The sequence below is a fragment of the Curtobacterium sp. BNK-1 genome, assembly GCF_048685235.1.
Classification (GTDB): domain Bacteria; phylum Pseudomonadota; class Gammaproteobacteria; order Enterobacterales; family Enterobacteriaceae; genus Pantoea; species Pantoea agglomerans.
This window is the reverse complement of record NZ_JBLQTJ010000001.1, coordinates 1,886,327-1,898,489: the sequence shown is the minus strand read 5'-3', so window position 1 is coordinate 1,898,489 and position 12,163 is coordinate 1,886,327. Positions and strand designations below refer to the sequence as shown.

The window sequence follows — 12,163 nt, the reverse complement described above, 5'->3', positions numbered from 1 at the left end:
AGCTATCCTCATACCTTGTCTAATTGATTGACTTAATGGTGCGATAGCTGGCGTTTATCGTGCATAAGCCAGAAATGTGATGCTGGTCAGATTTTACCCGCCTTTAACCTGCTGATAACGGGAGTTCTCCCGACAACAGGCTAATACTTGCTGTTCACAATCAGAGAGGGCACGACTCCATGAAACAGCTGACCAGCCAGATTCATGCATTTGGCAAAGCGTTGATGATGCCAATCTCGGTCATCGCTGCCGCAGGTATCTTCCTTGGGCTGGCGGCGGCCATGCAGAACCCGGCGGTCACCGGCGATGCCTTTGCGCAGATGCAGGTGCCGCAGTTAATTATCGGCTTTATTCGCAAGGTTGCCGGAGCGCTATTCGCTAATCTGCCGGTCTTCTTTGCGGTAGCGAGTGCCATCGGACTGGCGAAAGCGGAAAAACCTACCGCCGCCTTTGCCGCGGTGATTGGCTATATCGTGATGAACGTTGGTATCAGCGCGACGCTGGCGGCCAAGGGGATCACCGCCACCACTACCACACCTGCAGCCCTGCAGCAGGCGGGCATGGATCAGACCACCGCCATGATGACCTCGGCGGAATATATCAACATGCTGGGCGTCTTTACCTACAACATGAGCGTACTGGGCGGGGTGATTGCCGGACTGGTAACGGTGGCGCTGCACAATCGCTTTTATACCCGGCAACTGCCTACCGCGATCAGCTTCTTTGGCGGACGGCGTTTTGTGCCGATTGTGACCGTGGTCTGTCTGCCACTGATTGGAGTATTGCTGGCGCTGATCTGGCCGACCATTGGCGACGGTATCGCCTGGATTGGACAGATGATTGGCAAAAGCGGACAGTATGGCGCTTTTCTGCTGGGGGCCTTTGAGCGCATCCTGATCCCCACCGGCCTGCATCACATCCTTAACGAAACCGTGCGTTTCACGCCTATTGGCGGCATGGCGGTGGTCGATGGCCAGACCGTGGTTGGTGCACTGAACATTTTCAACGCGTCGCTGACTCATCCGGGATCGATCCCCGATGAGACGCTGCGCACCGCCACGCAGTTCCTGGCGCAGGGCAAGATTCCGGTGATGATGTTCGGCCTGCCCGCCGCGGCGCTGGCGATCTATCACACCGCCCGACCCGAGCATAAACAGCGGGTCAAAGCACTGGTCATGGCGGGGGCGCTGACCTCCTTCACCACCGGCATCACCGAACCGCTGGAGTTCTGCTTTATCTTTGTCTCGCCGGTGCTCTATCTGCTGCACGCTTTCCTGACCGGCCTGTCGTTTATGCTGATGTCGATGCTGCATCTGATGATTGGCAACGTGCAGGGCGGTGTTATCGACCTGGTGGTGTTCGGCATGCTGGGCGGGGCAAAAACCCACTGGTGGTGGACGCTGGCGCTGGGCGTGATCTATGCGCCGATCTACTACTACGCTTTCCGGCTGGTGATAACCCGGATGAATGTTGAAACGCCGGGCCGTGAATCGGAGGATGAGAAACCGCAACAGGTCGCCGCGGATGAACGAACTCAGGTGATTATCAGCGGGCTGGGCGGGCAGGCCAATATCGAGGATGTCGATTGCTGCTTTACCCGGCTGCGCGTGCGGGTCAGGGAGATGAATCAGGTGGTCGATCAGACGCTGATGAGCACCGGTGCCAATGGGGTCAATCGCGTCAGCGAGCACGACATTCAGGTGATCTACGGCCCGCAGGTCGAGAAGATCGCCAACGAGGTAAAAATGGCGCTGGGCGTCGCTTAACGGCAGCCTGTTTCACTCTTCGTCACAACGCTAACCGTCCGACGCCCGTGGGCGGTTAGCGCCTGTTCGCCAGGGCACTCTCGCCGCTGCCGTCCCGCTTATTGTAACTAAAAAAAGCCCAGCCCTAATGGGCCGTACCTTTCTGCCGATATAGCGACTAATCCTCTTACTTTTCGGAACACCGCGATGTCGTTAAAAAAATCCTCCCTGATTATCTTCTCCTTCCTGCTGGCGCTGTTTCTTACCAGCGTGGCAATCAGTACCTGGCTGCTGATTCAGAGCAATCACTCGCTGAATGCGGTTAATAAAGAGATCCGTGTGGTGCTCTCGGTGATTGACCCCATCAACCACAGCCGCACGCTGCGTGTGCGTCTGATGGAGTACATGAAGGAGATTGAGGGCAGTGACGCAAATAATCCCGCCACGCTGGACAGCGTTCGGACCGTGGCCAGCAAAGCGGATGCTGCATTTCAGGCCTATATGAACGCGCCGCGTCTGCCGGGCGAAGAGGCGGAAGCCGACGCCTATAGCCAGGCTTATCAGGCCTATCGTCAGCAAGGTTTACAGCCGTTGATTGAGGCGGCAGAGGCGCACGATCAGGTGCGCTTTAAAAATCAGATTGCCACCGTGGTTCGCCTTGATCGTCAATATGAAATCATTCTGGACCGGGTGCTGGCCCAGCATGAAACCTATGCCAAAAAGCTTAACAGCGATGCACAGAGTCACTTTACCTCCGGCATTACCCTGCTGGGGCTGTTTGGGGTGCTGTTTTTCGCCATCATCGTCGCCATTTACATCTTCATGAAGCGCTATGTGCTTTCGCCGATCAATGATGCGCAGGAACACTGCAAGCTGATTGCGGCGGGCGTCCTGGATACCACGGTGCCGGCCAAAGCCGGTTCGCGCAGTGAAATTCAGTTGCTGATGGGCTCGCTGGAGCAGATGCGCAGCGCGCTGACCGCCATTATTCTCCAGGTGCGCGATTCAACCCGCTCAGTCTCCACCGCCTCTCAGGAGATTGCGGCGGGCAACATCGATCTCGCCTCGCGAACCGAACAGCAGGCCGCCGCGCTGACGGAAACCGCTGCCAGCATGGAGCAGCTGGGCGCAACGGTGAAACAGAACACTGAAAACGTCTTTGAAGCCTGCCGCCTGACCAGTGAAGCGGTGAAAAACGCGGAAAGCGGCGAAAAGGTCTCGCAGGAAGTGGTGACATCGATGGCGCTGATTAATGCCAGCTCGAAGAAGATCGAGGAGATCACCACCGTGATCGACAGCATCGCCTTCCAGACCAATATTCTGGCGCTGAACGCGGCAGTCGAAGCCGCCAGGGCGGGTGAACAGGGTCGCGGTTTTGCGGTGGTGGCAGGGGAAGTCCGTAATCTGGCCCAGCGCAGCGCTACCGCAGCCAAAGAGATTGAGGGGCTGATTGCGGAATCTGTTTCGATCATCCACGCCGGTTCCGATCAGGTCAGCCGGACCGGTGAGGCGATGAGCGCCATTATCTCCTCTGTCAGCCGCGTGAATCTGCTGATGGAGCACATCTCAACCGCTTCTGATGAACAGAGTCGCGGTATCGGTCAGATTGAGCAGGCGGTTACCGAGATGGACAGCGTCACACAGCAGAACTCGGCGCTGGTGCAGGAGTCTGCCGCGGCATCTGCCTCGCTGGAAGAGCAGGTGCAGTATCTGACGCAGTCGGTCTCCACCTTCCGTCTGGCAAACAGTTAATCAGGGCTCTCCGCGCTGAGTTTATACAGCGCGGAGGCCGGAGCCCCGATGCTGAGCAATGCCCGGCAGAGAAGGGAGAGTTTGATTCAGTGCCTTGTGGCGCAGGGCTAATCGGCGGATTATAAGGCTTTCCAGTAAATATGGGGTGGTCATGCTAATCAGCACGGAAAGTGCCCGCAGCAACAGCGCGGATACCCGACTGGCCTGCACGCTTGCCGCTGCCGCAGGCGCACTGAATACCGCAGCCTTTGAGATCGTCGGTTTTTTTTCAGCCAACATGACCGGGAATGTCTCGCTGCTGTCCGATCATCTGGCAAAAGCGAATCTGGGGCCTGGCCTGTTTTTTCTGTCGATCGTGCTTCTGTTTATTGCGGGTTCCATGTTTTCAACGCTGATCATTAATGCCGGGCACCGCAGAAATATCCGCACCATCTATGCCTTTGTCATCCTGATTGAGGGCAGCGCGCTGATTGCACTGGGGGTGATTGAAAATCACTTTCCGCCGCAGTCGCCCGGTGTGGTGTTGATAATGAGCCTGAGCTTTTTAATGGGGCTGCAGAATGCGGTGGTGACGCGGATCTCCAATGCCCGCGTTCGCACTACCCATATCTCCGGCACGGCGACCGATATCGGGATTGAGCTGGCAATGCTGTTTGAGGTGCTGCGGCGTAAAGCGTCACCGAAAGAGGCACCGCTCTATCTGAGCCGGCTGCGACTGCACTGTCTGACCCTGCTTTCTTTCCTTGCAGGAGGGATAGCCGGAATCGGGCTTTACCGGCTGCTTAGCTATGATTTCCTGCTGCCAGTGGGGTTCGGGTTAATCTGTCTGGCACTGAATGCCATCTTTACTAAGCCAGCAAAACAACAGGGCGCGATGATTTAAGTGCGCAACCCTCACTGATGCGTAAACCAGGGCGGCGCGGAGTCCTGATTTCATCGATCCGCCTGTGCAAATGAACCGTGCGGTTAAAACATCCTAGCCTGCGCGGGGTAACATTCAGCCTTATACTCTGGTTGATCCTGCGAACGAGACAGTAATGCGAACAGCCTTCAACCTGCTGATGGAAAATTAACATCGACATTAAACAACTCATTTACTTGTGTAACCTGGAGCGTGAACGCCATTTCGGGCGGGCCGCGGAAGCCAGTTTTGTTACACAGCCAACCCTCTCTATGCGCCTGAAGAATCTTGAGCGCGAGCTGGGCCTGCCGCTGATTAACCGCAGCAATAACTTTGCCGGATTTACCCCAGAGGGCGACCGTGTGCTGGCGTGGGCGCGGGAAATTGTTTCGGTCTATCAGGGGCTGAAGCTTGAAGTGGAATCGCTGAAGCATGGGGTGAACGGTACGCTGCGGGTTGGCGTGGTGCCGCAGTGCAGCATGGCACTGCCGCTGCTGCTGAAAGCGGTCCAGGCGCGTTATCCTCAGCTCGACTATCGCATTGCGGTGCTGAGTGCTGACCAGTTGCTGGAAGCGCTCAACAGCCACACCGTGGATGTCGGGATCGGTTTTTTCGAGATGGCAACACTGCGTGAACTCCATTTTCAGACCGAGATGCTGGCAGACCGGGGCGTTGAAGCCATATTCCATCCCGACCATTTTCCTGAGCTGGTGGGGGAAACCGCGCTGACGCTTGATGAAGTGGCACAACAGCCGCTCTGCCTGGCGGAGCCGACGCGTTATTTCCGGCGTTATCTTGATATGGCTTTTCGCGAGGCGGCGCTGGTACCCCGGGTGATCGTGGAGAGCGCCTCTGTCATGCAGCTGATGCAGTGCGCGCAGGTTGGCCTCGGGCTGCTGGTGTCGCCGGTCGGTCATCTGCTGTCCGCTTCATTACAGGGGCTGCAGCAGCGCGCCATTACGCTGCCGCCGATGGCGCGCCAGGCGGCGCTGGTCATCGCTGAGCCTGGCCGTGCCACACCGCTGGCACAGCACTTTTTCGACGAAGCGCGCGGTCTGCTGCCGGTTTAACGCGGTTACTGCGATTCGCCCAGGGCGTAAAACAGGCGGCTGTTCCAGTTGCCTATGGCGACACTCTGTATCAGCGTGAACAGCGCATCAGCCTCCCAGCCCGCCTCCATTAGCGGCTGCAGATGGGCCGCGCTGAAACGCTCTGGCGAACGGGTCAGCTGCGCTGCCAGCGCAATAATCTGCTGCTCCTGGTCTTTTGCCGCCGCGTCATCCACGCCCTCAATTAAGATCTCATTTCCGGCCAGCAGCCGGAACGCCCAGCGACTGCCCAGAATACGGGCGGCCGTCGCCTCTGCCAGAGTATTGTCCTGAGTGAGATGCTGACGCAGTTGCGCCCAGCCATAGAGCACTGAGGGATCGTGGGCCAGCAACCATACCGCGTCCTGCATTCCCGGCAGCGACTGACAGCGGGTAATGGCAGCGAGCTGCTCAGCACTGGCATACCGCAACTCCAGCGGTTTCAGCACGGGCTGCCAGCGGGCAGGCTGATCAAAACCTGCGGCCTCAGCATCCGGTGGTGCAGTGCTGCCAGGCAGCCAGCGTACCGGCTGGGCCTGCAGCGCCTGTAAACCGGCGACCACCCGCGCCTGATAACTGACAAAGCCGATCACCTGATTCAGCGTCACAATATCGGGCTCTGTCAGGCCGACCGCATCCAGGGCGGTGATTGCGCTGGCGCTGATCAGCTCAGGCTGCATCGCCAGCTGGCGTGCATACTGCGTAATCTGGGTCAGGCGATTATTACTTTCACGTGAGGAGTCGGGCCCGGGCAACGGATTGAGGCGGGCAGAGTAGTGATTACACAGCCGCTGTACACCCGCCACCTGCGCCACCGTCAGCGCCGTGCTGAGGCGATCGTAAAGCGTTAAGGTGTGCGTGAGCGTGGTGACGACGCGGTCGGGGAACAGCAGCTGTGCCAGATCGCGCGCCGCCAGCAGGGCGGGCTGATTGGTGCGCAGCAGTGACTGCACCACGTTGTCATCGGCGTAACATCCCAGCAAAAAACGGTCATCAATATGGGCGGCCTCGGGCACCAGCGGTGCGGCCTGTGAGGTACGTGGACTGGTCTGGCTCTCGTAAAACCAGTGGTTATGGCCCGGATAGCGGCGTTGTTCCATGATCAATCCTTTTGCAAATTCGGGTTCGGTATGCAGGCGGCAGAATCTGAAAATGTGCATAAACCGAAGGGCAGGCTTATCGTCGCTGATGGCCAGTCCGGGGCAAAAGATTGATCGGTGATAATTAATAGCGTTACGGTATAACGGCAGCGAAATCAGGCAGGAAGGGCGAGGCGGGAGCAAAGAGAAGGGCGAGCCAGGCTCGCCCTTGCAGAACTTATTTCAGTTCCAGTTCGTTCATTGCGGCGATGCTGAAGCCGCCATCAACGTGTACCACTTCACCGGTGATGCCGCCAGCCAGGTCAGAGCAGAGGAATGCTGCTGAGTTGCCGACATCTTCGATGGTAACGGTACGGCGAATCGGGGTGACCGCTTCGCAGTGTGCCAGCATCTTACGGAAATCTTTGATGCCTGATGCTGCCAGGGTGCGGATTGGACCGGCAGAAACGGCGTTAACACGCACGCCTTCCGGGCCCATGGCGTTTGCCATGTAGCGCACGTTGGCTTCCAGCGACGCTTTCGCCAGACCCATCACGTTGTAGTTCGGGATCGCGCGCTCAGCACCCAGGTAAGAGAGGGTCAGCAGCGCAGAGTGTGGATTCAGCATCTCGCGGCACTCTTTGGCCATCGCGACGAAGCTGTAAGCACTGATGTCATGCGCGATTTTAAAGCCTTCGCGGGTAACGGCGTTCACGTAGTCGCCAACCAGCTGCTCGCCAGGGGCGAAACCGATAGAGTGAACGAAACCGTCAAATTTCGGCCAGGTTTTTGCCAGTTCAGTGAACAGAGATTTGATGCTCTCATCTTCGGCTACGTCACATGGCAGCACGATGTCTGAACCCAAATCTTTGGCAAACTCTTCCACACGACCTTTTAATTTGTCGTTCTGGTAGGTGAAAGCCAGTTCTGCGCCCTGTTTGTGCATCGCCTGTGCAATACCGTAGGCGATGGAAAGTTTACTGGCAACGCCAGTAATCAGAATGCGCTTACCGGAAAGAAAACCCATAGCTGTAATCCTTATGGTCATTGTAGTTGGCGGCCGCATGGTTAAAAAGTAAGCGACCGACGTTAATCGACGTGCGGATTCTAGCACGTCTCTCATAAATCAGGTAAATCGGCCCGCAATTTCCGCGATATGCAGCAAAAATCAACGCTCTCGCCGCCAGGCTTCGGCACTCAATGCTTCGCCAAAGTGGCTGCTGATCAGTCGTCGGGTCAGATCGTGCAGCGGGGAGGCCAGTACATCAGCGGTGCCGCCGCGCTCGACCACTTCGCCCTGATGCATCACCAGCACCTTATCGCTGATGTGCTTCATCATCCCCAGATGCTGGGTAACATAAATGTATGCGATACCATGCTTCTCCTGCAGTTCCAGCATCAGATTCACCAGCTGGGAACGCATGGTCATATCCAGTGAGGCCAGCGCTTCATCGGCCACAATCACTTTGGGTTGCAAAATCAACGCGCGGGCCAGCCCCAGACGCTGCTTCTGACCGGGTGCCAGCATGTGCGGATAATAGCCGGCGTGATCGCGCAGTAATCCCACCTGACGCAGGGTGGCGATAATGCGTTTCTCTCGATCCTCCGCGCTGAGATCGGTATTAAGCCGCAGCGGGAACTCCAGAATCTGGCTGATACGCTGACGCGGATTCAGGGAGGTTGAGGGATCCTGGAAAATCATGCGGATGCGCTGACTGCGATAGCCATAATCGCCGAATGTCAGCGGATGATCGTCTATCAGAATCTCACCTTCAGTAGGGGCGACCATGCCGCTGAGCATCTTCGCCAGCGTGGACTTGCCGGAGCCGTTTTCGCCGATTATCGCCAGCGTCTGCCTCTCGCGTAGGGTAAAACTGACCGACTTCACCGCCTCAACGTGCTGACGGCGGAACAGGCCCGTACGATAACGGAAGGTTTTACTCAGGTTGCGCACTTCCAGCAGGGTCTCCATGCTACTGGCCCTCCATATTCAGCGGGAAATGACAGGCATAAAGATGCGTTTTGCTGCCGGTAAGCCGTGGCGTTTCAATACATTTGCGCTGCGCATAAGGGCAACGTGGCCCCAGACGACAACCAATCGGCAGGCTCTCCAGCGACGGGATCGCTCCTGACAAAGTATTGAGACGGCTTTTGTGCGGCAGGGATCGTCCAAAATCGGGCATCGCCCGAATCAGCGCCTGAGTATAAGGATGGTGCGGCGTACTCATTAAATCTTCGCTCTGGGCGGTTTCTACCGTCTGACCACAGTACATCACGTTGATACGGTCCGCCCACTGGCTCATGGTGCGCAGGTCATGACTGATCAACAGAATGGTGGTGTTGTTATTCTGGTTCAGACGGCTCAGCAGGCGGAAAATCTGCGCCTGCGTAGTGGGTTCCATGGCATTCGTCGGCTCATCGGCAATCAGCAGACGCGGCTGATTAGCCAGCGCAATCGCGATCATCACTTTCTGGCATTCGCCTTCGGTCAGCTCATAGGGGAAGCTGCGCATTATATCTTTGTGATCTTTAATGCCGACGCGATGCAGCAGTTCGATGGCGCGGGTTTTGCGCCAGAACCAGAAGCGTTTCAGCCACGGACCTTTATACGTCCAGCGCGGGATCACCTGCATCAGCTGACGACCGATGCTTTCAGAGGGATCCAGACAGGATTGCGGCTCCTGAAAAATCATCGAGACGTTATGTCCGATAATGCGGCGGCGCTCGCGCGACGACAGGCGCAGCAGGTCGACATCATCAAATACCATGCGATCGGCGGTGACACGCCAGTTATCGTTAGTTACGCCGCAGATCGCCTTGGCAACCAGACTCTTACCGGAGCCGGACTCACCGACCAGGCCACGGATTTCACCTTCGCCCAGCGTCAGATTGACGCGATCGACCGCTTTGACCGGCCCGTCAGCGGTCATAAATTCAATGGTCAGATTACGGATATCGAGTAACGGCATTTATTCCACTCCCGCTTCGACGGCGCGACGGATGCCGTCACCGAGCAGGTTAACAATTAATACGCTGACCATCAGTGCCACACCCGGCAGCATAACGGTCCAGGGGGCGACGTAGATCAGCTCCAGCGAATCACCCAGCATCGCTCCCCATTCGGGCGAAGGCAGCTGCGCGCCCAGGTCGAGAAACCCGAGTGCGGCAATATCCAGAATCGCCATCGATAGCGCGCGGGTAATTTCGGTGATCAGCAACGGTAAAATGTTAGGCAAAATGGCGTAGCGCAGGATGTTGCGGCCTCTGGCACCGTCAAGACGTGCCGCCACCACATACTCTTTTTCCAGCTCATCATGCACGGCACTGTAAATCTCGCGCACCAGACGTGGAATCAGCGCCAGCCAGACCGCCAGCAATGCATGCTCGAGTCGTGGTCCGAGAAACGCCACCACGATAATCGCCAGTAACAGCGACGGAATAGAGAGCAGGGTGTCCAGCACGTGGTTCATCACCGCCGAGCGTATGCCATGCGTCATGCCCGCCAGTACGCCCAGCACCAGCGCGCCGAGCGTGGCGAACAGCGTCACCAGAATCGCCGAACCCACCGTCGGGCCCGCACCGCTCAGCAGGCGGCTCAGCACATCCCGACCCAGATCGTCGGTGCCGAGAAAGAAGGAAACATCGCCATAATGTGACCAGGATGGCGGCAGCAACTGATAACCCAGGAACTGCTGATCGATATCGTATGGCGCTATCAGCCCGCCAAACAGACAGAGCAGCAGCAGTGCGCCAAAGCCATACAGCCCGACCATCGAAATCGGGTTGCCATAGAAATGGTGCCAGCTCTGACGAAACGCGCTGGGCAGGCGTTTTTCGGCGTAAATATTATCGGAGGGCATACGCTTTCACTTTATTGTGCTTGAGTTCGGACAACATTTCTTTATAAAAATTAATCATATCAGAGGGTTATCCTGAGGACATGCTTTATGTTTCTTTATCATGGCTGACTCTGAGTAGCGGTAATTTATGTGTTTTGTGTACGCCTCTGCGTAGACGCAAAGAAGCAAAGAAGATGTACACATTGCAGACAGACACTAAGCTCAGGAAAGCGCTGGGTAAGCGCCGCGACAAAGCAGAGGTTATCTTCAACTCGTCCGGACTGAATGTCAGGCTCTCCATTCGAGGCGGCGTGACATTTTTCTACCGTTATCGCTGGGAGGGTTAGCCCGTCAGCTGTCTACAGGGGATTATCCGTCGATATCCCTGTTACAGGCAAGGAGACGGCGTCAGCAATTTCGGCTCTGGATTGCAAAGGGTTATGATCCGCGTCGGCATATCATCCTGAACAGCCTGAAAAAAGTTATATTCACCTCCGGATAACAGGCAATAAAAACCGCCCTGTTGGGCGGCGGATTAGATCTTAGCGGAGGCTACGCTGGCCGGACCCTGGCCTTTGTCGGGTGTCCATCAGGCCCATCGTCATGGGTGTGGTCAGGATCCGGCTCAATGATCACGATATAATCTTTACCTATCCCATCGCGCGTTAACGTCACTAAATCTCCGGCAACAGGTTTGGTGTCAAACTCATGTTCCTCTTCAACGCCAGTATCTTCAAAAATTACAGCGAATTTCATTTTTCGTCCTCTTTCTGATAAACCGCGTCGTTACCGCGAGGTTTGTTGCTGACGCTTACATAAAGAATTTTAGACTATCCTGAAAATACCAGGCATCTCAGTGAATTACCTGATTCCGATATTACGCGCGATTACCGGCTGGCTTCAGGTGTCCCGGTGTTCAGACCGCTGTGGAAGCATGCCCGCCTGGCGATTTCAGGTGCAGATGCTATGCGCGAATGGCTCACTACTGAAACCCTGCCGGAACCCGCACAGGAAATCCTTCATGATGCTGCATGAGTAATACACCGTAAATCATCTACAGAAGACGGATAATCCAACACCTAAGAGGTTCGCCTCAACAGAGATCACTTTTTGTGCAACGTTGACAGATTCTTCATCATTTCCTGATTGTACATTGATGACTTTGAGGGATAGTCGGGTCCTGAGAGGGAACTCTTTACTAAAGGAGATAAATCAGTGGCGAGAATAAAATGAAAGGAGCTTAGACAAGGGAATTGCAAACGATCAATATAGAATTAAATTTTGTGTGACAATGGATTTGAATTAAAAGAGACCGCAAAAAACGCAAAAGGGGGATGGCATGACAGATAAAAACTTCTTTAATGCATTAATAAAATGGATTGATGATCATACGGATGAAAAAATAAGCCTGGATAAAGTGGCTAAAAAAAGTGGATATTCAAAATGGTACCTTAACAGAATGTTCACAAAGCATTGCGGAGTCAGCCTCGGGAAATATATTAATAACACCAGAATGCAGGCGGCCTCGCTGAGTTTAAGGTTTACTGAAGCCACTATTGCAGAGGTGGCTGATCAGTTCAACTACGACTCACAGCAAACGTTCACTCGCGCCTTCTCACGACATTTTGGTATGCCTCCCGGCATCTGGCGAATCACTGATGCTGCAAAAAAATCAGATAAGGACTCTCTCTGCTTCCCCAGCGATGACACCATTTTCAGGCAGCGATTGAGAGCTTACGTAATGCCATAGGTTTACCTG

The 12,163-nt window shown here is 55.7% G+C and carries 12 protein-coding genes; 6 read left to right on the top strand and 6 right to left on the bottom strand.

Translation table 11 applies throughout. The features are described 5' to 3' along the window. Window positions 1-179: 179 nt before the first annotated feature. The 4 genes from ACMGGP_RS09025 (at window position 180) to ACMGGP_RS09010 (ending at window position 5,468) form a co-directional block, all read left to right on the top strand. Entirely contained in the window at window positions 180-1,766 is a 1,587-nt protein-coding gene (locus tag ACMGGP_RS09025; RefSeq protein ID WP_498798376.1) for a PTS transporter subunit EIIC, read from the top strand. 186 nt (window positions 1,767-1,952) lie between these two features. Then, entirely contained in the window at window positions 1,953-3,497 is a 1,545-nt protein-coding gene (locus tag ACMGGP_RS09020; protein ID WP_187491455.1) for a methyl-accepting chemotaxis protein, read from the top strand. Between the two features lie 151 nt (window positions 3,498-3,648). Next, entirely contained in the window at window positions 3,649-4,380 is a 732-nt protein-coding gene (locus ACMGGP_RS09015; protein WP_050679877.1) for a YoaK family protein, read from the top strand. Window positions 4,381-4,565: 185 nt separating this feature from the next. Beyond that, window positions 4,566-5,468 carry a LysR family transcriptional regulator gene (locus tag ACMGGP_RS09010; protein WP_498798716.1) on the top strand — a complete coding sequence of 301 codons (903 nt, stop codon included), beginning with the start codon at window positions 4,566-4,568 and terminating at the stop codon, window positions 5,466-5,468. 5 nt (window positions 5,469-5,473) lie between these two features. Here the strand turns inward: ACMGGP_RS09010 and ACMGGP_RS09005 are convergent, their stop codons facing one another. The 5 genes from ACMGGP_RS09005 to sapC all read right to left on the bottom strand — a co-directional run bounded on the left by ACMGGP_RS09005 (window position 5,474) and on the right by sapC (window position 10,425). Next, window positions 5,474-6,586, bottom strand: a complete 1,113-nt coding sequence (locus ACMGGP_RS09005; protein ID WP_159226461.1) for a CMD domain-containing protein — start codon at window positions 6,584-6,586, stop codon at window positions 5,474-5,476. Window positions 6,587-6,803: 217 nt separating this feature from the next. Further along, a complete protein-coding gene (gene fabI / locus ACMGGP_RS09000; RefSeq protein ID WP_010244547.1) occupies window positions 6,804-7,592 on the bottom strand; it encodes an enoyl-ACP reductase FabI in 789 nt (262 codons plus the stop codon). Window positions 7,593-7,733: 141 nt separating this feature from the next. Then, window positions 7,734-8,537, bottom strand: coding sequence for a putrescine export ABC transporter ATP-binding protein SapF (gene sapF, locus ACMGGP_RS08995; RefSeq protein ID WP_010244550.1), 804 nt, complete (start codon window positions 8,535-8,537; stop codon window positions 7,734-7,736). 1 nt (window position 8,538) lies between these two features. After that, window positions 8,539-9,534 carry a putrescine export ABC transporter ATP-binding protein SapD gene (sapD, locus tag ACMGGP_RS08990; RefSeq protein WP_010244553.1) on the bottom strand — a complete coding sequence of 332 codons (996 nt, stop codon included), beginning with the start codon at window positions 9,532-9,534 and terminating at the stop codon, window positions 8,539-8,541. Then, window positions 9,535-10,425 (bottom strand): putrescine export ABC transporter permease SapC, encoded by an 891-nt coding sequence (gene sapC, locus ACMGGP_RS08985; RefSeq protein WP_010670235.1) that lies wholly within the window; start codon window positions 10,423-10,425, stop codon window positions 9,535-9,537. 295 nt (window positions 10,426-10,720) lie between these two features. On the opposite strand from sapC, the gene ACMGGP_RS08980 reads away from it, so the two are divergent. Then, a complete protein-coding gene (locus ACMGGP_RS08980) occupies window positions 10,721-10,906 on the top strand; it encodes an integrase arm-type DNA-binding domain-containing protein (protein WP_498798715.1) in 186 nt (61 codons plus the stop codon). 50 nt (window positions 10,907-10,956) lie between these two features. Here the strand turns inward: ACMGGP_RS08980 and ACMGGP_RS08975 are convergent, their stop codons facing one another. Continuing rightward, window positions 10,957-11,160 carry a hypothetical protein gene (locus ACMGGP_RS08975; RefSeq protein ID WP_010244562.1) on the bottom strand — a complete coding sequence of 68 codons (204 nt, stop codon included), beginning with the start codon at window positions 11,158-11,160 and terminating at the stop codon, window positions 10,957-10,959. Between the two features lie 583 nt (window positions 11,161-11,743). Between ACMGGP_RS08975 and ACMGGP_RS08970 the strand changes: the two genes are divergently transcribed. After that, window positions 11,744-12,154: a helix-turn-helix domain-containing protein gene (locus ACMGGP_RS08970; RefSeq protein WP_050679879.1), complete on the top strand. Its 411-nt coding sequence runs from the start codon at window positions 11,744-11,746 to the stop codon at window positions 12,152-12,154. Window positions 12,155-12,163: the final 9 nt, after the last annotated feature.